Annotated in this window: 25 protein-coding genes and 2 pseudogenes; 24 read left to right on the forward strand and 3 right to left on the reverse strand. The window is 53.1% G+C overall.

Going from position 1 to position 22,049, the window contains the following annotated elements; all coding sequences use genetic code 11:
* Positions 1 to 5 precede the first annotated feature (5 nt).
* Genes C9914_RS05375 through C9914_RS05385 form a run of 3 tightly spaced genes read right to left on the reverse strand, consistent with a single transcriptional unit; the run spans position 6 to position 1,749 of the window.
* Positions 6 to 206 (reverse strand): helix-turn-helix domain-containing protein, encoded by a 201-nt coding sequence (locus C9914_RS05375; protein WP_106763930.1) that lies wholly within the window; start codon positions 204 to 206, stop codon positions 6 to 8.
* 33 nt (positions 207 to 239) lie between these two features.
* Positions 240 to 866 carry a hypothetical protein gene (locus C9914_RS05380; RefSeq protein WP_106763932.1) on the reverse strand — a complete coding sequence of 209 codons (627 nt, stop codon included), beginning with the start codon at positions 864 to 866 and terminating at the stop codon, positions 240 to 242.
* The gene (locus C9914_RS05385; RefSeq protein WP_106763934.1) at positions 859 to 1,749 is read right to left on the reverse strand and encodes a hypothetical protein; all 891 of its coding nucleotides are present in this window, start codon (positions 1,747 to 1,749) and stop codon (positions 859 to 861) included. The genes C9914_RS05380 and C9914_RS05385 overlap by 8 nt, the downstream gene beginning before the upstream one ends.
* Before the next feature lie 292 nt (positions 1,750 to 2,041).
* Here C9914_RS05385 and C9914_RS05390 point away from each other — a divergent pair, with 292 nt between their 5' ends.
* The 24 genes and pseudogenes from C9914_RS05390 (at position 2,042) to C9914_RS05505 (ending at position 22,041) form a co-directional block, all read left to right on the forward strand.
* Entirely contained in the window at positions 2,042 to 2,542 is a 501-nt protein-coding gene (locus C9914_RS05390) for an RNA polymerase sigma factor (protein WP_106763935.1), read from the forward strand.
* A gap of 146 nt (positions 2,543 to 2,688) precedes the next feature.
* A complete protein-coding gene (locus C9914_RS05395) occupies positions 2,689 to 2,898 on the forward strand; it encodes a hypothetical protein (RefSeq protein WP_106763937.1) in 210 nt (69 codons plus the stop codon).
* Positions 2,843 to 3,142: a DNA ligase gene (locus tag C9914_RS05400; protein WP_408003189.1), complete on the forward strand. Its 300-nt coding sequence runs from the start codon at positions 2,843 to 2,845 to the stop codon at positions 3,140 to 3,142. Before C9914_RS05395 ends, C9914_RS05400 begins: the two co-directional genes overlap by 56 nt.
* On the forward strand, positions 3,135 to 4,259 hold the full coding sequence (locus C9914_RS05405) for a DUF2800 domain-containing protein (RefSeq protein WP_106763940.1): 1,125 nt from the start codon (positions 3,135 to 3,137) through the stop codon (positions 4,257 to 4,259). The genes C9914_RS05400 and C9914_RS05405 overlap by 8 nt, the downstream gene beginning before the upstream one ends.
* A 1-nt stretch (position 4,260) precedes the next feature.
* On the forward strand, positions 4,261 to 4,836 hold the full coding sequence (locus C9914_RS05410; RefSeq protein ID WP_106763942.1) for a DUF2815 family protein: 576 nt from the start codon (positions 4,261 to 4,263) through the stop codon (positions 4,834 to 4,836).
* Positions 4,837 to 4,849: 13 nt separating this feature from the next.
* On the forward strand, positions 4,850 to 5,068 hold the full coding sequence (locus tag C9914_RS05415) for a hypothetical protein (RefSeq protein ID WP_106763944.1): 219 nt from the start codon (positions 4,850 to 4,852) through the stop codon (positions 5,066 to 5,068).
* A gap of 67 nt (positions 5,069 to 5,135) precedes the next feature.
* Positions 5,136 to 7,118, forward strand: coding sequence for a DNA polymerase (locus C9914_RS05420; protein ID WP_106763946.1), 1,983 nt, complete (start codon positions 5,136 to 5,138; stop codon positions 7,116 to 7,118).
* A 65-nt stretch (positions 7,119 to 7,183) separates the two neighbouring features.
* The gene (locus tag C9914_RS05425) at positions 7,184 to 7,606 is read left to right on the forward strand and encodes a DUF7768 domain-containing protein (protein ID WP_106763947.1); all 423 of its coding nucleotides are present in this window, start codon (positions 7,184 to 7,186) and stop codon (positions 7,604 to 7,606) included.
* Positions 7,603 to 9,861: a phage/plasmid primase, P4 family gene (locus tag C9914_RS05430; protein ID WP_106763949.1), complete on the forward strand. Its 2,259-nt coding sequence runs from the start codon at positions 7,603 to 7,605 to the stop codon at positions 9,859 to 9,861. The genes C9914_RS05425 and C9914_RS05430 overlap by 4 nt, the downstream gene beginning before the upstream one ends.
* Before the next feature lie 134 nt (positions 9,862 to 9,995).
* A complete protein-coding gene (locus C9914_RS05435; RefSeq protein WP_106763950.1) occupies positions 9,996 to 10,277 on the forward strand; it encodes a VRR-NUC domain-containing protein in 282 nt (93 codons plus the stop codon).
* Positions 10,258 to 11,622, forward strand: a complete 1,365-nt coding sequence (locus C9914_RS05440; RefSeq protein WP_106763952.1) for an SNF2-related protein — start codon at positions 10,258 to 10,260, stop codon at positions 11,620 to 11,622. Before C9914_RS05435 ends, C9914_RS05440 begins: the two co-directional genes overlap by 20 nt.
* A gap of 68 nt (positions 11,623 to 11,690) precedes the next feature.
* A complete protein-coding gene (locus C9914_RS05445) occupies positions 11,691 to 11,921 on the forward strand; it encodes a hypothetical protein (protein ID WP_106763953.1) in 231 nt (76 codons plus the stop codon).
* Positions 11,918 to 12,367 (forward strand): hypothetical protein, encoded by a 450-nt coding sequence (locus C9914_RS05450; RefSeq protein WP_106763955.1) that lies wholly within the window; start codon positions 11,918 to 11,920, stop codon positions 12,365 to 12,367. Before C9914_RS05445 ends, C9914_RS05450 begins: the two co-directional genes overlap by 4 nt.
* A gap of 92 nt (positions 12,368 to 12,459) precedes the next feature.
* The gene (locus tag C9914_RS05455) at positions 12,460 to 12,807 is read left to right on the forward strand and encodes an HNH endonuclease (protein ID WP_106763957.1); all 348 of its coding nucleotides are present in this window, start codon (positions 12,460 to 12,462) and stop codon (positions 12,805 to 12,807) included.
* Between the two features lie 101 nt (positions 12,808 to 12,908).
* Positions 12,909 to 13,457: pseudogene (locus C9914_RS05460) on the forward strand (terminase).
* 291 nt (positions 13,458 to 13,748) lie between these two features.
* Positions 13,749 to 14,534: an S-adenosylmethionine synthetase N-terminal domain-containing protein gene (locus C9914_RS05465; RefSeq protein ID WP_106763959.1), complete on the forward strand. Its 786-nt coding sequence runs from the start codon at positions 13,749 to 13,751 to the stop codon at positions 14,532 to 14,534.
* Positions 14,531 to 15,775, forward strand: a complete 1,245-nt coding sequence (locus C9914_RS05470; RefSeq protein WP_106763961.1) for a site-specific DNA-methyltransferase — start codon at positions 14,531 to 14,533, stop codon at positions 15,773 to 15,775. Before C9914_RS05465 ends, C9914_RS05470 begins: the two co-directional genes overlap by 4 nt.
* Positions 15,776 to 15,777: 2 nt before the next feature.
* A complete protein-coding gene (locus C9914_RS05475; protein WP_242972063.1) occupies positions 15,778 to 16,587 on the forward strand; it encodes a phosphoadenosine phosphosulfate reductase domain-containing protein in 810 nt (269 codons plus the stop codon).
* Positions 16,584 to 18,776, forward strand: a complete 2,193-nt coding sequence (locus C9914_RS05480) for a DNA cytosine methyltransferase (RefSeq protein WP_106763963.1) — start codon at positions 16,584 to 16,586, stop codon at positions 18,774 to 18,776. The genes C9914_RS05475 and C9914_RS05480 overlap by 4 nt, the downstream gene beginning before the upstream one ends.
* 87 nt (positions 18,777 to 18,863) lie before the next feature.
* On the forward strand, positions 18,864 to 19,544 hold the full coding sequence (locus tag C9914_RS05485; RefSeq protein WP_106763964.1) for a virulence protein: 681 nt from the start codon (positions 18,864 to 18,866) through the stop codon (positions 19,542 to 19,544).
* On the forward strand, positions 19,535 to 19,762 hold the full coding sequence (locus C9914_RS05490; protein WP_022403667.1) for a DUF4314 domain-containing protein: 228 nt from the start codon (positions 19,535 to 19,537) through the stop codon (positions 19,760 to 19,762). The genes C9914_RS05485 and C9914_RS05490 overlap by 10 nt, the downstream gene beginning before the upstream one ends.
* Positions 19,755 to 19,931 carry a DUF5049 domain-containing protein gene (locus C9914_RS05495; RefSeq protein WP_022403666.1) on the forward strand — a complete coding sequence of 59 codons (177 nt, stop codon included), beginning with the start codon at positions 19,755 to 19,757 and terminating at the stop codon, positions 19,929 to 19,931. Before C9914_RS05490 ends, C9914_RS05495 begins: the two co-directional genes overlap by 8 nt.
* A gap of 124 nt (positions 19,932 to 20,055) precedes the next feature.
* On the forward strand, positions 20,056 to 20,283 hold the full coding sequence (locus tag C9914_RS05500; RefSeq protein ID WP_022127118.1) for a DUF7678 domain-containing protein: 228 nt from the start codon (positions 20,056 to 20,058) through the stop codon (positions 20,281 to 20,283).
* A 113-nt stretch (positions 20,284 to 20,396) separates the two neighbouring features.
* A pseudogene (locus tag C9914_RS05505) lies at positions 20,397 to 22,041 on the forward strand (terminase large subunit).
* Positions 22,042 to 22,049 lie beyond the last annotated feature (8 nt).

The following is a 22,049-nucleotide window of genomic DNA, read 5'->3' on the forward strand; positions in this document are numbered from 1 at the left end:
GTTCTTTATTCTTGAATTTTCCCTTTACGAACCCATTCATCAACTTCGGAAATTTTAAATTTATATCTTTTTCCGGCACGATAAACGGGGAGTTTTCCTTCTTTGATCCATGTGCGAACGGTATCTTGGCTGATGCTCAAATGCTCTGCGACATCCTCCAGATTGACCCATTTTTCAACCTGCATTTCTTCATATTCACGACTCATCGTATTACCTCCATTTTTCTACAAGGGATACGATTATATAATCTGAACCCCGGCCTTTTGTAACGCTTCAATGAGATTGATTTGTTTCAGTGCCCAATGTGTGCGATTCAATTCATTGAATGATCTGGCACCGCATATTCCGAGCTCGAAGCACTCTTCATTTAGAATCTGCTGTGGAATTGCCGTAATAACCGTGTAGTATATCTTGATTCCGTTATCCTGGATCTTTACATCCTTTACAAACCCGAAATAAGCGTCTTGGGCATCATCTGTCTTTCCGTATGAGTGGTTTTCGTCAGCAAAAATGGCCGGATACCGCCTTAAATCTTCAACAGCTTCTGGTGTGAGAGATGCATATTTATTTTTTAAATCCTCGTTTGTACTCTCAGTCAAGGCCCGATCCTTTGGAACCAGAAAGTAATTATCCTCGAACTTCTCACCTAAAATCACAAACAGATGGTAGAAATCCGTGTTGAATGTTATTCGCGCTCTGTTCTCACCGCGCCTTGATCTGGGATCGTTCAGCATGACTGTAATGTTGTTTTCCACGGTATCAGCATGGGCAACAAAATTATTCTTACCTCCCGATACGGTAATCTCTGTAGCTTTCCCCGGCTCAGTGAGAATGCCGGAGGCATTAATCGGTAAATTCTCACTCATCTTGTTTTCCTCCGTTGTTTATTGTTAGCTTGTCAACATGGTGATAGAAACTGTTGTTGCCACCTGAGATATTGATATTGAAAAACGTGGGATTATTGTTAACCATCTGCTGGGTTATAGGCGGAGTATCAGAATTGACAGTGTCAGATTCTTTATCTTCAGTAGGCTCGTCAACAATCTCCGTTGCTATCGTTTCCTTTGCATCAATCGTATAGGTAGTCAGCCCATTAAGGATTCCTTCGCCCATGTGGGCAGTGTATTTTCTTTGAGCTCTGCCGTTGGAGGGGCACCACGCCTCGTAGGTCTTTTGCCCTATAGAGTTATCCTTGCGGTTTATAACGATATAATGCCAAATGCCGAGCAAGAACGCTGGCAGGCATACTTTTTTAAGGTCGCCAAGTGCGGCCTTTTTCTTTTTTTCGCCATTTGGCTCGGTATAGAACTCGTCATTGGCTTTAATAGATTGATCCTGCTGAATCAAATCAATAAGGGCTCTGACCAGATTGACATCTTTATGAACTGCTTCGCTCATGTCAAGGAAGTCATTTACAAATCCGATCATCCCATTCAAGGCTGTTTGATAGTCAGTTCTCACCATATCGTCAAAAGCTGCAACGACCTGATCATCACCAAACGGAAGATAGGCACTTGTTGATGTTTCGCATCTTTTGTAGTTATTAACGATGGTTTTAAGTTTTCCTTTGCCAGGATCTACATAATCGAGGTTGATTACCTTAATCAGACCTACCATTACTTCTGAATCGGACAATCCATCGCTGTCCCCGGCATAGTGCTCTCTTGCTTTCATTCGTTGGCGGAGAGCTTGTAGCACCAGCGTAAAGAAGGTGCCTCCGCACAAACGAGGGTAATCATCTATTGACACTGTGTTTTCCTCCGCTTGGCATATTTTACTTGAATTCTAATAGTGTGGGGCACTTGAATACCCATCAAACCCTATTAAAACATATTATAGCACAAAAAACTCCAAAATACAATCCCATGCGATGAACACATCATTTCGGGATTGTGAAATCTTTTTTGGCTGCTGACCTTATTAACCTTATCAACTATGGCAGCTGACCTAAAAAACGATTGGATAGCTCTTGTGGAAACCCCACAGGAGCTTTTTTCTTCGGTGGTTTCCGCAAATTTGAAAACCAACGGAGGAAACAATCATGCAAAAGAAAGCCAATCGTTACTTTATCCCCATTGACGGGATGCCCATCGAAGTCAGCGAAGAAGTCTACCGGGCGTACTACCGCCCAATCTGGAACACTCGCTACCATGCCCAGAAGAACGGCGAGTGCCGCTGCACCAAGGCGCAAATCTGGAAGTGCGACGGAGTTTGCCCCGGATGCCCGTTCTACGCTGCCGGAAAGAAAGTGTCTCTTGACACGGCCATAGGCGGCGAGGATGACGATCTGACCCTCGGCGACACGCTGGCGGACGATGCGCCGACTGCGGATTCCATTCTAATGGACGAAGAACTGCTCAAAGCACTCTATGACGAACTCGACCGTCTTGACCCGGAGGGCAAGCGCATCTGCGCGCTGATGATGCACCATTCGGAGCGCGAAGCTGCAGAAATCATGGGTATGGCGCGTTCCACTTTTAAGCGGCACTGGGCAAAAATCCGTGCGGTGCTCCAGGACAGACTCAAAGGCTATTACATCTAATATCTTCCATCATCCCTTCGGCTGCGAAATTGCGGTCGAAGGGATAAATCTTTTTTCGGCAAAATGCGGACCGCTTCGACAGCTTCCCTCCAGTGGGTACTGAGGACAGCAAGACAACTCAGCACCTCGGAAAGGAGGAACCGCCAATGAACGAGTCCGCAAACACCAAGCCCGTGAGCGATGAGGAACTGATCGGTGTGCTTACGGCAATCAGCGTAGTGTCAAAGCGTCTGGCAAAAAAGCTGATTCAGCTGAACCAGACAAGTCAATCAGAGGAAGGAGGAAACCACGTTGAGCAAAATGAGCGAAATGGAAGCGACCATCCGAGAATTAAGGGATATTGCATCTTCTATTAACGACATCGCCAACTGGCTGACCGATGTGTTCGGCAGCACTGACGACACGGAGGCTGCACCCGCCCCGGCAAAGACATATTCGCTTGAAGAAGTCAGAGCAATTCTGGCAGAAAAGGCAAGAGATGGCTTCACCGCTCAGATTCGTGACCTTCTTCAGAAGTATGGAGCAACCAAGCTTTCCGAGGTAGACCCCACCCGGTACGGGGGGCTTGTGGCGGATGCGGAGGTGCTGGGCAATGGGTAATCATGCTCTGCTTTCCGCATCCTCCTCCCACAGGTGGCTCAATTGCCCGCCTTCGGCAAGGCTCTGCGAAAGCTACGACGATAGGGGCAGCGATTTTGCCGCCGAGGGCACCGATGCCCACGCACTCTGCGAGTATAAGCTGCGAAAAGCACTCGGTATGGCGGCAGCGGACCCGACCGAAAGCCTAACCTGGTACAGCACCGAAATGGAGGACTGCGCCAACGGCTATGTCGCTTTTGTAATGGAACTCGTCGCAGAAGCCAAGAAGGTCTGCACCGACCCTGTCGTGCTGATTGAGCAGCGGCTCGACTACTCCAGATATGTAAAAGAAGGCTTCGGCACCGGTGACTGCGTCATCATCTCAGACGGGACGCTACATATTGTGGATTACAAGCATGGGCGTGGAGTCTTGGTGGAAGCCGACGATAATCCGCAGATGAAGCTGTACGCTCTCGGTGCTCTGGAGCTGTTCGACTGCATCTACGACATCGACACCGTCAGTATGACCATCTATCAGCCCAGGCGCTCCAATGTCAGCACCTTTACCATTCCAAAGCAGGAGCTTTGCGAATGGGCGGACAAGGTTTTGACGCCGACCGCAGAGCTGGCCTTCCAAGGCAGCGGTGAATATCACTGCGGCGAATGGTGCCAGTTCTGCAAGGCAAAAGCGGATTGCCGCGAGAGAGCCAAAGCCAACATGGAACTTGCCCGATATGAGTTTCGGCAGCCGCCTCTGCTCACAGATGAGGAGGTCGAAGATATCCTCGGTCAAATCGACGGGCTGACCACCTGGGCGGCCGATATCAAGGACTATGCGCTGCAGGCGGCCATCAGCGGAAAACAGTGGCCCGGCTACAAGCTGGTCGAGGGACGCTCCAACCGAAAGTACACAGACGAACACGCCGTCATCTCCGCCGTGACCGCCGCAGGGTTCGACCCTTACGAACACAAAGTTCTCGGCATTACCGCTATGACCGCGATGCTCGGAAAGAAGCAATTCAATGCTATTCTTGGCGATTTGATTACCAAGCCGCAAGGCAAACCCACGCTTGTGCCGGAAAGCGATAAAAGACCGGCAATGACAACCATTATCGATGATTTTAAGGAGGACAACTGATATGTCGAATTCTACCACTAAGCTCGTAAACCCCATGAAGGTCATTACCGGCAAAGATACCCGCTGGTCCTACGCCAACGTCTGGGAAGCAAAATCCATCAACGGCGGCACGCCGAAGTTCAGCGTCAGCCTCATCATTCCGAAGTCTGACACCGTGACCGTCCAGAAGATCAAGGCAGCTATCCAGGCAGCCTATGAAGAAGGTCAGGCGAAGCTCAAGGGCAACGGTCGCTCCGTTCCGCCTTTGACTGCCATTAAAACGCCCCTCCGCGACGGGGACACCGAGCGCCCGGATGATCCCGCTTATGCCAACAGCTATTTTATCAACGCCAACTCCGCCACCGCTCCCGGTATCGTGGACGCCGACTGCAACCCGATCTTGACCCGCTCCGAGGTTTACTCCGGCGTGTACGGTCGTGCCAGCATCAACTTCTACTCCTTCAACAGCAATGGCAACAAGGGTGTCGCCTGCGGGCTGAACAACCTTCAGAAGATCCGTGACGGTGAGCCTCTCGGCGGCAAGTCCAGCGCAGCATCCGATTTCGCCACTGATGTGGACGAAGATTTCCTGTCTTGAGGAGGTGCGCAGCATGAGTATTACCACGATTCTCTGCATTCTGCTTCTGTCCCTGTATCTGCTCCTGGCAGTGTTTTGGATCGTCAGATCCATCATAGACGCCGTCGATGACCGTAAGCGCGATAAGCACAATGCGGAATGGGAGGAAGAACGTTGGCAGCTTGAGAAGGAACACGCCCTTCGTGAGGTGAAGTATCACGAAGCTCGTATGAAAGAACTCAACAAAGAGTAATCTCCGATCCCGTGGGCGGTGGGAATGTTCCTGCCGCCCATTCGGGCTATGGAAAGGATTCGTGTATATGAAAACACTCAGTATCGATATTGAAACATACAGCAGCGTTGACCTTGCCAAGTGTGGCGTCTACAAATACACCGAAGCGTCGGATTTTGACATCCTTCTCTTCGGATATTCCGTTGACGGCGGTCCCGTGCAGGTGGTCGATCTTGCCTGCGGTGAGACGATCCCATCAGAGATCATCGCCGCCCTGACGGATACCTCTGTCACAAAGTGGGCATTTAATGCGCAGTTCGAGCGGATATGCCTCTCACGCTGGCTTCGAAAAAACGGCAACTTTGATAATACCGGCTACAGCATCCCGGAGGATACCGTGGGAAATTATCTCGACCCTGCCTCCTGGAAATGCACCATGATCTGGTCTGCATATATGGGGCTTCCGCTTTCACTGGAGGGCGTCGGTGCCGTTCTGGGGCTTGGGAAGCAAAAGCTGACCGAAGGCAAAGAACTCATCAAGTATTTCTGTCAGCCCTGTGCGCCGACGAAGGCCAACGGCGGTCGGACCCGCAATCTGCCGGAAAACGCGCTGGACAAATGGTCTGCCTTCAAGCGATATAACGTCCGTGATGTTGAGGTCGAAATGTCCATCCAGGAAAAACTCGCCAAGTTCCCTGTGCCGAAAGCTGTGTGGAACCAGTATCACCTTGACCAGGAAATCAACGACAGAGGTGTTGCACTGGATATGGAGCTGGTGCATCAGGCAATTGCCATGGACACCCGTTCCCGCAAAGAGCTAACCGATGCCATGAAGAAGCTGACCGCTTTGGATAACCCCAACTCGGTACAGCAGATGAAGCAGTGGCTTTCGGATAATGGCTTGGTGGTCGCTTCACTCGGCAAGAAGGAAGTTGCGGAAATGCTCAAAACTGCACCGAAAGAGCTGCAAAAGGTTCTCCTTCTCCGGCAGCAGCTTGCGAAATCCTCCGTCCGTAAATACCAGGCGATGGAGAAAGCCGTATGCGCAGACGGCCGTGCCCGTGGAATGTTTCAGTTCTACGGAGCCAACAGGACCGGTCGCTGGGCAGGACGCATTATTCAAATGCAAAATCTGCCGCAGAACCATCTTCCTGATCTGGCCGAGGCTCGCAGTCTTGTCCGCTCCGGCGACTTTGACGCCGTACAGCTATTGTACGAAGATGTGCCGGATACATTGTCGCAGCTGATCCGCACCGCATTTGTGCCGAAAAGCGGCTGCAAGTTTATCGTTGCAGACTTTTCCGCCATTGAAGCCAGAGTGCTGGCATGGTTTGCGGGAGAAAACTGGCGTCAGGAGGTTTTTGAAAAAGGCGGCGACATCTACTGTGCGTCTGCGTCACAGATGTTCAAAGTTCCGGTGGAAAAGCACGGCGTAAACGGACACCTGCGGCAAAAAGGCAAAATCGCTGAACTCGCCCTTGGCTACGGCGGCTCTGTCGGCGCACTCAAAGCAATGGGTGCCCTGGAGATGGGTCTGTCCGAAGATGAACTGCAGCCGCTGGTCACTGCGTGGCGAAATTCGAACCAGAATATCGTGAAATTCTGGTGGGACATCGACCGCGCCGCTATGAATGCCGTAAAGCAGCATCTGGATGGTGAGGTCTGTGGCATCGAGTTCGCCTATCGGAGCGGGATGCTTTTTATCACGCTTCCGTCCGGCAGGAGACTTTCCTATGTGAAGCCTAAACTCGGCACTAACCAATTCGGCGGCGAATGCATCACCTACGAGGGCATCGGCGGCACGAAGAAATGGGAGCGGCTGGAGACCTACGGTCCGAAGCTGGTTGAAAATATCGTCCAAGCCACCTCCCGCGATATCCTCTGCTATGCCATGCAGACACTGTCCCACTGCTTAATCACCATGCACATTCACGACGAACTGGTGATAGAAGCCGCACCGGAGGTTGACCTTAACGCCGTCTGCGAACAAATGGGACGCACCCCGCCGTGGGCTGCCGGGCTGAAACTCCGCGCTGACGGATATGAAACCATGTTCTACAAAAAGGACTAAAACCGGACCACTGCCCACGGAACGCTCCAGTGGGTAGTGAAAACTATAGATTGGAGGAGCCTGTCATGGCTGATTTTAGAAACGCAGAAGGCTATGCCGACCCTACGGCTTACGGTGCTTTCTGTGCCATTGAAAAAGAAGAAAAGGCACTCCGTGCATTCAGACCCATCGTGTATATCTGCAGTCCGTATGTCGGAGATGTCGAAAACAACACCGCCGCCGCAAGACGCTACAGCCGCTTTGCGGTGGAAGCCGGATACATTCCCATTGCACCGCATCTGCTCTTTCCGCAGTTCCTTGACGACAACAAGACAAAGGAACGTGAGCTTGGGCTGTTCTTCGGCAACGCAATTCTCAGTAAATGTGCGGAAATGTGGGTTTTCGGTGAACACATCTCCGAAGGTATGGAGGCAGAAATCAAAAGAGCCACATGGAAGGGCTATCGGATTCGATATTTCAGCGAGACCTGCAAGGAGGTATCACGATGAAATTTACACTGTACCGCGCCGACCGCTTGGGAATGCCGGAGAATTGCATCTACCCGCATAAGGTCGAGGTGTCCGATAAAAACACGCTGCTGCAGGCTGTGTCTTATGACTATGTCTGTGCCGAATACAGAGGCAACTACCGCAACAACGACAATTTCCTCGGAGTGGATTGTCTCCCGGTCGACTGCGACAACGACCACAGCGACGATCCGGAGGACTGGGTCTATCCCTCCGATGTTGCCGCCGCATTTCCCGGTGTGGCCTTTGCGGTTCACTACAGCCGCAACCATATGAAGGTGAAAAACGGCAAGGAAGCGCGACCTAAATTCCATGTGCTGTTTCCCATTGGCCGACTGACGGATGCGGCGCAGTACAGCGATTTGAAAAAGCTGGTCAACACCCTCTTTCCGTATTTTGACACCAAAGCACTTGATGCCGCCAGATTCTTCTTCGGCACGAAAGCTCCGCAGGTCGACATCTTTGACGGACCGATGACGCTGACGACATTTCTGGCCGATGATGATTTCGACGCAAATATGGACTCCGGCAGCTACGGCAGCATCATTATTCCCGAAGGAAGCCGTAACGCCACCATGTCGCACTATGCTGGGCGCATTCTGAAACGCTTCGGAAATACCGAGGAAGCGCACAATCATTTCACGGAGGTCGCCGCCTGCTGTCAGCCGCCCTTGGAGCAGGCGGAACTGGACAGCATCTGGCGCAGCGCACAACGATTTTACGGAAAGATTTCCGCGCAGGACAGCTACATTCCGCCGGAGCAGTACAACCAGGAGCTTAAGTTGAAGCCGACCGACTATTCCGATGTGGGACAGGCCACCGTGCTTTCCAGGGAATACGAGGCAAAGCTCCGCTATACGCCATCTACCGATTTTCTCGTGTACAACGGCGGCTTCTGGGAAGAGTCAAAGCCCAAGGCACAGGCCGTAGCGCAGGAGCTGACGACCCGCCAGCTTGAGGAGGCAGAGACCGAAATCAGAAAAACCACCGCTGAGATGATGAAAAACGGTGCTTGGGAACTGCTGGCATCGATGGGTCCCAAGAAAGCAACCGCGGCTTTTAATTCGGAACAGGCGCGGTCTTTTCAGAAATACGAGAATGCCACGACCTACCGCAACTACGCCATCAAGCGCCGTGACTCCAAATACATCTCCGCTGCATTAAAAGAGTCGCACCCCATGCTGGAGATCGACCAGCGGCAGTTGGATTCGGATGAGTTTCTGCTGAATACCCCGACCTCTACTTATGACCTCCGTCTGGGGCTTGTATCCGCACGGGAACATACAGCGACGGATTTCATCACCAAGCAAACCACCGTTGACCCGGCCGATGAAGGCATGGATATCTGGCAGGACGCCTTGGAAACACTCTTCTGCGGCGATGCGGATCTGATTCGCTATGTGCAGGAGATTGCAGGCTTGTCCGCCATCGGAAAAGTGTGTGTCGAAGCCTTGATTATTGCTTACGGCGAAGGTCGAAACGGTAAATCCACCTTCTGGAACACACTCTCCCGTGTGCTTGGCTCCTACAGCGGAAATATGTCCGCTGATACGCTGACCGTGGGTTGCAAGCGAAATGTGAAGCCGGAACTGGCTGAAGCCAAGGGCAAGCGGCTGATTATCGCAGCAGAACTGGAGGAAGGTATGCGGCTGAGCACTTCCAACGTGAAGCAGCTGTGCTCTACGGACGAAATCTACGCCGAAAAGAAGTACAAAGACCCCTTCAGCTACGTGCCAAGCCACACGCTGGTGCTCTATACCAACCATCTGCCGAAGGTCGGCGCAATCGACGCCGGTACCTGGCGGCGGCTGATCGTGATCCCTTTCAATGCCAGGATTGAAGGGAAATCTGACGTCAAGAATTATGCCGATTTCCTGTTCGATAAGGCCGGCGGCGCAATCCTGAAATGGATCATGGTCGGTGCAAAGCGTGTGATCGACAACGACTATCATATCGTCAAGCCTGCCGTGGTGGAGGAAGCCATCAAAAAATACAAGGACAACAACGACTGGCTCTCGCAGTTTCTGGACGAATGCTGCGAGGTTGGCGACGCTTTCTCCGCGAAATCCGGCGATGTCTACAACGCATACCGCAGTTATTGTGCGCAGGTGGGTGACTATGTTCGCAGTACGACAGATTTCTACACTGCGCTGGAATGCGCCGGTTTTGAAAGGAAACGAAGCAAATCCGCACGGATGCTTTTCGGCCTGCAGCTTAAGTCGGATTTCCTGAATTGAGCATAGGGTGACGGTCGATGACACTCTCTACAGGAACTTCTCCTATAGCCTTAAAAAACAAGTCCTAAGAGAAGTTACTGAAATAACTGTCATCGACTGTCACCACCCACCTAATTCCTGATGGAGGATCACTTATGAGAGAGAAAACGATAGAACAGAAATTGATAAAAGCCGTAAAAAACGCTGGCGGCATCGCACCGAAACTGGTCAGCCCCGGCTTTGACGGAATGCCAGACCGTATGGTGCTGATGCCGGAAGGCAAATTCGGCTTTGTGGAGGTCAAGGCGCCGGGAAAGAAACCGCGACCGCTGCAGGCTGCCAGACACGGACTGCTGCGGCGGCTGGGCTTCAAGGTGTATGTCCTTGATGACCCGGAGCAGATTGGAGGGATAGTGGATGAAATACGAACCGCATGAATACCAGAAATATGCCATCAACTACATCAAGACGCATCCCTTCGCCGCAGTGCTGCTTGATATGGGTCTTGGCAAAACAAGCATCACCCTCACTGCCATAGGCGACCTGCTGTTCGACAGCTTTGAGGTACACCGGGTGCTGGTGATTGCGCCGCTGCGAGTGGCTCGTGATACCTGGAGTGCGGAGCTGCAAAAGTGGGATCATCTCCACAGCCTTAATTATTCGGTGGTGGTCGGCAGTGAAGCAGAACGCAAAGCGGCGCTCCTGCGCAAGGCCGATATCTACATCATCAATCGGGAGAATGTACAGTGGCTCATAGAAAAGAGCGGGATGCCCTTTCACTTCGATATGGTGGTCATTGATGAGCTTTCTTCCTTTAAAAATCACCAGTCCAAGCGGTTCAAGGCTCTGATGCAGATGCGACCCAAAATCAAGCGAGTTATCGGACTGACCGGCACTCCCGTTTCCAACGGCCTAATGGATTTGTGGGCGGAGTTCAAGATTATCGATCTCGGTAAACGCCTCGGCAGATTCATCACGCATTACAGGCAGGAATATTTCGTGCCGGACGCCATGAACGGTCAGATCGTTTACAGCTATCGCCCCAAGCCGGGAGCGGAGCAGGAAATATACCGCAAAATATCGGACATCACGATTTCCATGAAATCAACCGACCACTTGACAATGCCGAAGCTGATCTCCAGCGAATACCGGGTGTATCTAAGTCAGGACGAGTGGGATGCCTATGAGGAAATGAAAAAGCAGTTCATACTGGGCCTGCCCGACGGAGAGATCAGTGCCGCAAACGCCGCTGCGCTTTCCGGCAAGCTGTCCCAGATGGCGAACGGCGCAATTTATGACAATGCCGGAAATACAGTCCTTATCCATGACCGCAAGCTGGATGCACTGGAGGACATCATCGAAGCTGCCAACGGCAAACCTCTTCTGGTGGCGTACTGGTTCAAGCATGATTTGGAGCGGATTATGAAGCGGCTTCATGAGCGGCACATTCCGTTTTCCCGCCTTGATACTTCCGACAGCATCCGAAGGTGGAACAACGGCGAGATCCCCGTGGCGCTTATCCACCCCGCCTCTGCCGGACATGGGCTGAATCTCCAAAGCGGCGGCAGCACCATCGTCTGGTTCGGGCTGACATGGAGTTTGGAACTGTATCAGCAGACAATAGCCCGTCTGTGGCGGCAAGGTCAGACCTCCAAAACCGTGGTGGTGCAGCACATTGTAGCGGATGACACCATTGATGAGCAGATTCTGTGTGCGCTGAAAGCCAAAGATAAAACACAGTCGGCCTTGATAGCTGCAGTCAAGGCAAATCTGAGAATCTGAGACAACAGTTCGACAAATAACGACAATCCGTGCCAATCCGAGGATCTTAAAACATCGGAGGTACGAATATGAACCCCTATCAGGCATTAGCCAACGCCATTGTAGAACTGGCCGTAAAAGACTACAAAAAAGCACTCAAGCAGCATTACCGCTTCCCGGATAACGAGGATTTCGCAGCCGAGGTGAATGCATTGGAGCGTTTCTTCCGTTCCGGCTGGTATGGAACGCTTACCGACCTGGACGGAGAATATCTTATGACGGGTGTTCGCCGTATGGTGCATAAGGAGGTAGCGGCATGACAGCAAAAGAGTATCTCTCGCAGGCGCACCACCTTGACCAGCGCATTGACGCAAAAATCGCCCAGGTCGCATCACTGAATGAACTTGCCACCAAATGCACCGCCACGCTGACAGGTATGCCGAGAAATCCTAACCACGGAGGCTCCACAATGGCAGATGCCGTATGCAAGATCATTGACCTGCAGGAAGAAATCAACAGGGACATCGACCGGCTCGTGGATCTGAAGCGTGAGATTGTAGAGGTTATAAAGTCTGTAGACAATACCGAATATCAGATTCTTTTGGAGAAGCGATATCTGTGTTTCCACACCTGGGAGCAGATTGCTGTGGATATGCACTACAGCGGGAAATGGATACAGAAACTGCACGACCGCGCCTTGGATGTGGTGGCCGATATTCTGAAAGCAAAAAGTGTACACGATAGTTCCGTAGAGTTCCCGCCCTAAATGTAGTATCATTATAATAGCGAAAAAGAATCAAGGACAGCCTCATGGGAGCAATCCCGTGGGGCTTTTCCTATGCCCAAGGAGGTGAAACGATGCCGAAGAAACCGCTGCGACCGTGTTCTCACCCCGGCTGTTCGAACCTCTGTGACGGACAGTTCTGTGAGCAGCACCGCACAGAGGAACGCCGCAAATACGATAAATACGAGCGCAGCGCAGACATCAATAAAAAGTACGGCAGAGCGTGGAAACGCATCCGCGACCGCTATGCGGCGGAGCATCCCCTCTGTGAGATGTGCCTCAAGGAAGGTCGGCTGACCCCGGTACAGGAAGTTCACCACATCCTGCCTGTTTCCAAGGGTGGCACTCACGCAAGGGACAACCTGATGAGCCTCTGTCAGTCCTGCCACACCAAGATCCACCACGACCTTGGCGACCGGTAGGGGGATGAAAATCTTCGGGACCTTTTCGGTCGGGCAACGGCCCGGGGTCACGTGTGCGAAAAAGGCAAAATCAAAAGGGTAATTAAGGGAGGTGAACTCGGATGCCCACAAAATCAAATAACACAGGCGGGCGCGGTGGTGCAAGACCCGGTGCGGGAAGGAAAAAAACCGCAGTCAAGGAGAAAGCCGAAAACGGGAATCCCGGCGGCAGAAAACTTGAAGTGCTGGATATTCCCGAAGTCGAGGGTGTTGCTATGCCGAAGCCCCATGATTTTCTTTCCGCCGAGCAGCGCGACGGCAGCGTCCTGCAGGCACAGGAGATCTACACGTAAACCTGGCAATGGCTCAAAGGTATCGGCTGCGCCGCAAAGGTGTCGCCGCAGCTTTTGGAGCGCTACGCCATGTGTTCCGCCCGTTGGGTGCAGTGCGAGGAAATGACCAACCGTATGGGCTTCCTCTCCAAGCACCCCACCACGGGAAAGCCGATTCCGTCCCCGTTTATCAACATCGGCATCAACTACATGAACCAGGCGGTTCGGCTCTGGAATGAGATATTCCAGATCGTGAAAGAAAACTGCAGCACGGAATACGGCGAGTCTACGCCGCAGGATGACCTTATGGAGCGCCTGCTTCGTGCGAGAAAGGGGTAAAAAAAGCAGCCCTCATTAAGAAGGCTGCGGAATAGTCGAAGGAGCAAACGAGAAATCAATGATTGGCGTTTTCAAGGTTACGGTTGAAAGTTTATAGGTTTTTGCGTAGCGAAACAGTTCCGTGATTTCCGTTAAAAAGTTACTCATATGCACTCTCCTTCCTTTGGTACGTTCTTTCTCGTTTGCTGCTGTCCTTGCGGACCCTTGGTCTGGTGGATCGGGAAGGAGTAGACATCGACCCATTTCAATTATAACAGGATTACGAAAAATTTCAATAGGAAGGTACCCATCATGTTTGAAAAAGTAAATCCGTGCCACCCGGACAAGGTGGCGGACAGAATTGCCGGTGCGCTCGTTGACCTGGCATACAGAAAAGAAAACGATCCCCGCATTGCCGTGGAAGTCCTCATCGGCCATGGCGTTTGCCACATCATTGCGGAAACTTCCGTCATGCTGGACAAGGCAGATGTCACCGCCGCCGTCCACCGCATTGCCGGAAATCTCGCCGTGGACTATGTAGAAGTGCCGCAGGACGGTCACCTCGCCGACAACCAGGCAAACGGCGTCCGCTGCGGAGATAACGGCATTTTCAAGGGAATGCCCATGACCGAGGAGCAGAAAAAGCTCTCGCAGATCGCACGGGACATTTTCTCCGTGTATCCCTATGACGGGAAATATATTCTGGACGGCGACCGTCTCATTCTCTGTCAGAGCAATGCGTCCTCGGATGCGCTCCGAAACCTGTACCCCAATGCGGAGATCAACCCGCTCGGTGACTGGACGGGCGGCACCGATGTGGACACCGGCGCTACCAACCGCAAACTCGGCTCGGATATGGCCGACTCCGTGACAGGAGGTGGTCTGCACGGCAAGGATCTGTCCAAGGCGGATGTGTCCGTCAACATCTACGCTTTCCTCAAAGCCCAGGAAACCGGCAAGCCCGTAACGCTCTGCTGTGCCATTGGTGATGACACCGTAGACGGCAGACCGTATGAGAAAATCGTGGAGATTGCCCGAAACTATATCCGTTCGGTCGGTGGCTTTGAGAAGTTTGCGGAATGGGGGCTGGCCCGATGAAAACAACAACCGAAATGCAGCTTGTCCCCATCACGAAGCTGGTACCGTATGTCAACAATGCCCGGACACACAGCCCGGAGCAGATCAACAAGCTCCGCTCCTCACTGCGTGAGTTTGGCTTCATCAATCCCGTTATTATCGACCGTGACTATGGCGTTATTGCCGGTCACGGTCGTATTCTTGCCGCCAAGGAGGAAGGCATTTCTGAGGTGCCGTGCGTCTTTGCCGACCACCTTACGGAAGTCCAAAAGAAGGCCTACATCATCGCCGACAACCGCATGGCAATGGACGCAGGCTGGGATGAAGAACTTCTGCGTGTGGAGATTGAGTCCTTGCAGGCGGCAGACTTCGACCCGCTCCTCACAGGTTTTGACGAAAAAGAGCTGTCAAAGCTGTTTGACGATGGAATCGAAGCCAAAGAGGACGATTTCGATGTGGATGCCGAGCTGCAAAAGCCTACCTTCACGAAGCCCGGCGACATCTGGACGCTGGGGCGGCATCAGCTTATCTGCGGCGACAGTACCAAGGGGGAAACCTACACCGCTCTCATGGACGGCCGCAAAGCAAACCTCGTCATCACCGACCCGCCCTACAATGTGAACTACGAGGGCAGCGCCGGGAAAATCAAGAACGACAACATGGCATCGGAGAAGTTTTTCGACTTCCTCTTCGATGCCTTTTCCAATATGGAGAAGGTCATGGCGGACGATGCCTCCATCTATGTGTTCCACGCCGACACCGAGGGGCTGAACTTCCGAAAGGCGTTTGATGCCGCAGGGTTCTACCTCTCCGGCTGCTGTATCTGGAAGAAGCAGTCGCTGGTACTGGGACGCTCTCCGTATCAGTGGCAGCACGAGCCGTGCCTCTACGGCTGGAAGAAGAAAGGCAAGCACCAGTGGTACACAGGGCGCAAAGAGTCCACCATCTGGGAGTTCGACAAGCCCAAGAAAAACGGCGACCATCCTACCATGAAGCCGATCCCGCTTCTGGCCTATCCCATTCAGAACAGCTCTATGGCAAACTCCGTGGTGCTCGACCCCTTCGGCGGCTCCGGTTCTACGCTCATTGCCTGTGAGCAGACCGACCGCATCTGCTATACCATCGAACTGGATGAGAAGTTCTGCGACGTCATCGTAAAACGGTACATCGAGCAGGTCGGCTCGGATGAAAAGGTCAGCGTTCTGCGGGATGGGAAAGTACTGCCCTTCACTGAGGTGGCAAATACCGCACCGGAGGTGTGAGCGTGAAAGAGCAATATCACCTTGTTTCCTTTTCCGGCGGCAAGGACTCAACCGCCATGCTTCTTGGGATGCTGGAGCGCGACATGAAAATTGACTGCATTCTTTTCTGTGATACAGGGCTTGAATTTCCTGCTATGTATGATCATATCGCAAAGGTTGAAAAGGACATAGGTCGGAGAATTACCAGCGTCAGAGCCGAGCATACCTATGAGGAACTCATGTTTGATGTTCCGGTACGGCGTAGTGCAGATTCGCCTGTCGTCCGGCAATACGGAGTGCAATTGAATGGCTACGGATGGCCTGGCCCTCGGCAGCGGTGGTGTACCACACGGCTCAAGGCGATGCCGCGAGAGCGTTTTCTGAGGGAACTGCGGAAACAGTATAAGGTCATTGAATATGTCGGCATTGCCGCCGATGAGCAATATCGCCTGGAACGAGCGAACAATCAGAATCCCAACCACCGACACCCGTTGGTAGATTGGGGCTGGACGGAGCGCGACTGCCTGCGGTATTGCTATGAGCGTGGATATGATTGGGATGGCCTGTATGAGCATTTCAAGCGCGTGTCCTGCTGGTGCTGTCCGCTGCAATCGTTGACGGAGCTGCGGGAGCTGCATCAGCACTTTCCAGGGCTTTGGGAGCAACTGAAAACATGGGATAAACGAACCTGGCGAAACTTCCGTGCCGACTACAGCGTGGAGAATTTGGAGGTTCGTTTTTTGCTGGAGCGCGAGTGGACGGCTGCCGGAAAGTCTATCCGAAGCAGAGCGTTCTACACTGCGCTGAGAGAACGATTGGAGGCATCCAGATGAAAACTGAAAAGCCTTTGACCCTCGGAAGCCTGTTTGACGGCTCCGGGGGCTTTCCTTTGGGCGGACTGCTTGCCGGTATCACTCCCGTGTGGGCTTCGGAGATCGAGCCGTTTCCCATTCGGGTGACCACCAAGCGTCTGCCTTTTATGAAGCACTACGGGAACATCTCCGCTATGGACGGCGGCAGAATCGAACCCGTGGACATTATCACTTTCGGCAGCCCATGCCAGGACATGAGCGTGGCAGGCCGAAGAGACGGTCTGGACGGTTCCCGTTCCAGTCTTTTTTATGAAGCCGTCCGTATTATCAAAGAAATGAGGTATGCCACAGATGGCAAATATCCAAAATGGATCTGCTGGGAGAATGTCCCCGGCGCCTTCTCCTCGAACAAGGGCGAGGACTTCAAAGCCGTCCTCGAAGCGGTCATCGGCATCGCCGAGCCGAATGCCGAGGTACCTATGCCTGAAAAGGCACGATGGCCCTACGCCGACCTATACATGGGAGATGGATGGAGCGTTGCGTACCGAACTCTTGACGCACAATACTGGGGAGTTCCCCAGCGAAGACGCCGCATCTACCTTGTCGCAGATCTTGCAGGCGGAAGTGCCGGAAAAATATTATTTGAGTCAGAAGGCCTGTCTGGGTATTCTGCGGAGGGCTTCCGCTCGTGGCAAAGAGCTGCCGGAAGTTCTACGCCTTGCGCTGGAGCGACAGGCTTCGATGGATACAACGGCAATCTGACGGACGACACTTCCGCCACCCTCGGCGTAAACTGCGGAATGAGTACCGGTCGTAACGGCATTGTTTTGAATGACCAGGGCGGCAGCCGCATGGAAGTTTCCGAGGATGTTGCGGCAACGCTCCGAGCAGAAAATCACGGGCATCCGCCCTGCGTGATGGAGTCGGCAGGATTTTGCACCGAGCATTCTGCCAAGAGCCGCACCATCGGCTATGAGGAAGAGTGTTCACCCACGCTCCGTGCAGGCGTTGTTCCTGCGGCGGTGGCACTGGAAAACCATCCAACCGACAGTAGGGTCAAACTTTCCGAGGACGGCAATGTGCAGACGCTGACTTCCCGCATGGGTACAGGTGGCAACAATGTGCCGCTTGTGATGAAGATCCGCTCCGGCTGTGAAGGTGGCGGCAAGGGACCGCTCATCCAGGAAAACAAGTCCGCCACCTTGTCCTGCAACAACGACCAGACGCTGTTCGAGCCTTGCGGCTGGGACGGCGGACAGGTTTCTCCGACCCTCACCAAGCAGAATGCCGGAGGAAATCAGCGTATGCCGGACAAGGACAACTTCACCTGCGTCCTTCAGCCCTTCGGGATCTCCTCCAAGGACTCCAATGCCATGAAGTCGGATAATCCCCACAGCGGCATCTACGAAGCCGAAACCGCACGGACGCTGGACGGCAACGGCGGCAACCCCTCCTGCAATCAGGGCGGCATCGCCGTGGTTGCTTTCACGCAAAATCAGCGGGATGAAGTTCGTGACCTGGGCGACCGCTCCGCTGTGGTGTGCGCCAACGCAGGGACGAAACAGCAGACCTATGTGCTGCAAGGCTCCATGATCGGCCGTGAGGACAAGAACGGTCCCCAGGGCGACGGCATCAACGAGGATGTCAGCTTTACCTTAAATACCGTTGACCGCCATGCCGTTTATGCCATGACCACGGGCAGCTTCACCCAGGTTTCCGAAGATAAGGCTCCTACCGTCCTTGCCCGTGACTACAAAGACCCCACCGCCGTTTGCTACGGCATCGGCAGAGACACCTTCAACCAGGGGCAGAACGCCAAGTTCGCTCCGACCTTTGAAAAGGAGCTTCAGCCGACACTGGTGGCAAAAGGACCAGGCGCTATCCAAAGCGGATACACCGTCCGCCGTTTGACACCCACCGAGTGCGCCAGACTCCAAGGCTTCCCAGACAACTGGTGTGCCGACCTCGGTACGGAAAAACCGTCCGATGAGGAAATGTACTTTTGGCACAAGGTATTCAAGACCTATTCCGAAGTGACCGGCTGCAAAATGAAATCCGACAAGCAGGTCGCAAAGTGGCTGAAAGATCCGTATTCCGACAGTGCGGAATATAAGATGTGGGGCAACGGCGTGGCACTCCCGTGCGTATGGTTCGTTCTGTGCGGGACCGTGTGGTATGCACAGTCCGGCGGCGATAATGCGCCGATATAATCTATACAGGAAATGTGCAGATATAGCTGGATAAGTGCCCAGCCTGACGGTAATATGTGACTACCATAAAACAAGGAGGTCACGAACATGACGATTACAATCCATGCACATGGCGCAGAGCGCAAGCGGCTGGTGCAGACCATCTCCGACTGGCTCGGTGTCCCCGCAAAGTACTGTGGCGCACCCACATTCAACTATGAGGTGGATTACTTCACCATCGACCGAAACGGCAGCCTTTCCTTTGATGACCGTACCGACAGTGAGGTCATTGAACGCCTGCTGCAGCACATCTACGATGAGGGCTTTGACATCGACCAGAGCCACACTGATGACGGGGACGAGCCTTGCGCCGTCTGCATTTCCATGCCGAGGAGTCTGTTCACCGACAGCAATCTGGAAAACCTCAAGGCACTCATTGCCGCCAAGGGTGGTCTTATCAAGAAAGCCCTCGGAGTCGCTGACCTGCCACTGGAAATCACGGACACGAAGGTTTCCTTCCCTTGGTTCCCAGCAACACCTACTCCGGAGGAACTGAAAGCCTACGATACCTTCATCTGCAAGCTGTGCGAACTGGCACGGACGCAAAAGCGAGTTTCTGCCACCGAAAAGCCCACCGACAATGAGAAGTACGCATTCCGCTGCTTTCTGCTGCGGCTGGGCTTCATCGGCGCTGAGTACAAAGAGGCAAGAAAAATCCTGCTCCGCAACCTGACAGGCAGTTCCGCTTTTAGGAGCGGCCAGTCAAAGGAGGCTGAACCATGCGAATGATCTCAAAAGAAGCCTTACAAGCCCTCCGTGGGCGGTTTCCGAAGGGCACACGGGTCGAGCTCGTGAAGATGGACGATCCCCAGGCGCCGCCCATCGGCACAAAGGGCACTGTACTGGGTGTGGACGACATCGGCTCCATCATGGTCGCTTGGGATAACGGCTGTGGCTTAAGCGTTGCCTACGGCGAGGATATCTGCCGGAGGTGCGACCATGACTGAGAAAATCCGTCAGCAGATTTTTGCCGTCCGCGCAACGGGCAGAACGAATATGTTTGACATCCATGTCGTTCTGCGTATTGCCCATGAAATGCAGTTCTATGAGTTGGTAATTTTTCTGGAGGAGCATCGCTCAGAATATGTGCGTTTCATTCTGACCGGCGAGATGTAAAATCTGTAAGATACACAGTTTCCCGCCCCAAAGATCGTGTAGTTTATATCTCCGAAATGACTGGATATATCCTCTAATTGACGGTAATATACAGTCACAACAAAACAAACGGAGGTACACGGTTATGTGGAAAGAAAGCAGCATCAAGGTAAACGGCGAGGTTTTTCACTACTGGATGAAGCAGTACGACAAAGGTTCTGAGTGGGGCATCGACGGCGGACGCATTTCCAAGCTAATGTTCAAGCGGGACGGATACATTGTCTGCAACTACGACAGAGGCTGGGACATTGAGCCCACCGATGAGAACACGCAGCTTGCGCTGGAGCTTCTGCTCCACAGCGAGAACTGGTAAAAAACCGAAATTTCAAAGCAACGGCTCCGAAAGGGGCTGCTGCTCGTTGTACGGAAGGTCGCACCGATTTCGGTGGCGGCTATTTTTATTGCTCTGCCGGAGGGGGTGAGAAATTGCGAAAGCTGAAAAACTACAAGCCGACAAGGTTCATGGAGAAAACCTCCCGCTACGATGTGGACGCAGCGGATTATGCCGTGATGTTCATCGAGAGCCTCTGCCATACCAAGGGCACCTGGGCGAGAAAGCCCTTTGAGCTGATTGACTGGCAGGAGCAGATTATCCGGGACATTTTCGGTGTCCTCAAGCCCAACGGCTATCGGCAGTTCAACACCGCCTACATCGAGATCCCCAAGAAGCAAGGCAAATCGGAACTTGCCGCTGCCGTGGCGCTTCTGCTCACCTGCGGTGACGGAGAGGAACGCGCCGAGGTCTACGGCTGTGCCGCCGACCGTCAGCAAGCATCCATCGTTTTCAATGTGGCGGCTGACATGGTGCGGATGTGTCCTGCGCTCTCCAAGCGGGTCAAGATACTGGATTCCCAGAAGCGGCTCATTTATCAGCCAACGGGTAGTATCTACCAGGTGCTCTCCGCCGATGTCGGCAACAAACACGGCTTCAATACACACGGTGTGGTATTCGACGAGCTGCACACCCAGCCCAACCGCAAACTCTTTGATGTCATGACCAAAGGCTCCGGCGATGCCCGAATGCAGCCGCTATATTTCCTCATTACCACGGCCGGCAATGATACGAAGTCCATCTGCTATGAGATTCACCAGAAAGCAAAGGACATCATCGAGGGTCGAAAGATCGACCACACCTTCTATCCCGTTATCTACGGTGCGGAGGAATCGGATGATTGGACGGACCCGATGGTTTGGAAGAAAGCCAATCCGTCCCTCGGCATCACGGTGGGCATCGACAAGGTAAAGGATGCCTGCGAATCTGCCAAGCAGAACCCCGGCGAGGAGAACTCCTTCCGACAGCTGAGACTCAACCAATGGGTCAAACAGGCGGTACGCTGGATGCCGATGGACAAGTGGGACAAATGCGAGTTCGCTGTCTGCGAGGATGATCTGGAAGGTCGCGTCTGCTACGGCGGTCTGGACTTGTCCTCCACAACGGATATTACAGCATTCGTTCTGGTGTTCCCGCCGGAAGATGAGAACGACAAATACATCATCCTTCCGTACTTCTGGATACCGGAGGACAACCTCGACCTCCGAGTCCGGCGTGACCATGTGCCATACGATGTGTGGGAGCGGCAGGGCTTTTTACAGACCACGGAAGGCAATGTCGTTCACTATGGCTACATCGAGAAATTCATCGAAAGCCTGGGTGAGCGTTTTAATATTCGAGAAATTGCCTTCGACCGTTGGGGCGCTGTGCAGATGGTGCAGAATCTTGAGGGCATGGGCTTCACGGTCGTTCCTTTCGGACAGGGCTTCAAGGATATGTCCCCGCCCACTAAGGAACTGATGAAACTGGTGCTGGAACAGCGCATTGCCCACGGCGGGCATCCGGTTCTCCGCTGGATGATGGACAACATCTTCATCCGCACCGACCCGGCAGGCAACATCAAGCCGGACAAGGAAAAATCCACAGAGAAAATCGATGGTGCTGTGGCAACGATTATGGCACTTGACCGCGCTATCCGCTGCGGCTGTGGCAACGATTATGGCACTTGACCGCGCTATCCGCTGCGGCAACGATAATGGTGCTTCGGTTTATGATAACCGAGGCATTTTGTTTATATGAAGGGAGTT

It is taken from the genome of Pseudoruminococcus massiliensis (assembly GCF_900291955.1).
In the GTDB taxonomy this organism is placed as follows: domain Bacteria; phylum Bacillota; class Clostridia; order Oscillospirales; family Acutalibacteraceae; genus Pseudoruminococcus; species Pseudoruminococcus massiliensis.

Coding starts and splice junctions, on each gene's coding strand:
- C9914_RS05375 (WP_106763930.1), bottom strand. CDS start 206: ATGAGTCGTGAATATGAAGAAATGCAGGTTGAAAAATGGGTCAATCTG.
- C9914_RS05380 (WP_106763932.1), bottom strand. CDS start 866: ATGAGTGAGAATTTACCGATTAATGCCTCCGGCATTCTCACTGAGCCG.
- C9914_RS05390 (WP_106763935.1), top strand. CDS start 2,042: ATGCAAAAGAAAGCCAATCGTTACTTTATCCCCATTGACGGGATGCCC.
- C9914_RS05395 (WP_106763937.1), top strand. CDS start 2,689: ATGAACGAGTCCGCAAACACCAAGCCCGTGAGCGATGAGGAACTGATC.
- C9914_RS05400 (WP_408003189.1), top strand. CDS start 2,843: ATGAGCGAAATGGAAGCGACCATCCGAGAATTAAGGGATATTGCATCT.
- C9914_RS05405 (WP_106763940.1), top strand. CDS start 3,135: ATGGGTAATCATGCTCTGCTTTCCGCATCCTCCTCCCACAGGTGGCTC.
- C9914_RS05410 (WP_106763942.1), top strand. CDS start 4,261: ATGTCGAATTCTACCACTAAGCTCGTAAACCCCATGAAGGTCATTACC.
- C9914_RS05415 (WP_106763944.1), top strand. CDS start 4,850: ATGAGTATTACCACGATTCTCTGCATTCTGCTTCTGTCCCTGTATCTG.
- C9914_RS05420 (WP_106763946.1), top strand. CDS start 5,136: ATGAAAACACTCAGTATCGATATTGAAACATACAGCAGCGTTGACCTT.
- C9914_RS05425 (WP_106763947.1), top strand. CDS start 7,184: ATGGCTGATTTTAGAAACGCAGAAGGCTATGCCGACCCTACGGCTTAC.
- C9914_RS05430 (WP_106763949.1), top strand. CDS start 7,603: ATGAAATTTACACTGTACCGCGCCGACCGCTTGGGAATGCCGGAGAAT.
- C9914_RS05435 (WP_106763950.1), top strand. CDS start 9,996: ATGAGAGAGAAAACGATAGAACAGAAATTGATAAAAGCCGTAAAAAAC.
- C9914_RS05440 (WP_106763952.1), top strand. CDS start 10,258: ATGAAATACGAACCGCATGAATACCAGAAATATGCCATCAACTACATC.
- C9914_RS05445 (WP_106763953.1), top strand. CDS start 11,691: ATGAACCCCTATCAGGCATTAGCCAACGCCATTGTAGAACTGGCCGTA.
- C9914_RS05450 (WP_106763955.1), top strand. CDS start 11,918: ATGACAGCAAAAGAGTATCTCTCGCAGGCGCACCACCTTGACCAGCGC.
- C9914_RS05455 (WP_106763957.1), top strand. CDS start 12,460: ATGCCGAAGAAACCGCTGCGACCGTGTTCTCACCCCGGCTGTTCGAAC.
- C9914_RS05465 (WP_106763959.1), top strand. CDS start 13,749: ATGTTTGAAAAAGTAAATCCGTGCCACCCGGACAAGGTGGCGGACAGA.
- C9914_RS05470 (WP_106763961.1), top strand. CDS start 14,531: ATGAAAACAACAACCGAAATGCAGCTTGTCCCCATCACGAAGCTGGTA.
- C9914_RS05480 (WP_106763963.1), top strand. CDS start 16,584: ATGAAAACTGAAAAGCCTTTGACCCTCGGAAGCCTGTTTGACGGCTCC.
- C9914_RS05485 (WP_106763964.1), top strand. CDS start 18,864: ATGACGATTACAATCCATGCACATGGCGCAGAGCGCAAGCGGCTGGTG.
- C9914_RS05490 (WP_022403667.1), top strand. CDS start 19,535: ATGCGAATGATCTCAAAAGAAGCCTTACAAGCCCTCCGTGGGCGGTTT.
- C9914_RS05495 (WP_022403666.1), top strand. CDS start 19,755: ATGACTGAGAAAATCCGTCAGCAGATTTTTGCCGTCCGCGCAACGGGC.
- C9914_RS05500 (WP_022127118.1), top strand. CDS start 20,056: ATGTGGAAAGAAAGCAGCATCAAGGTAAACGGCGAGGTTTTTCACTAC.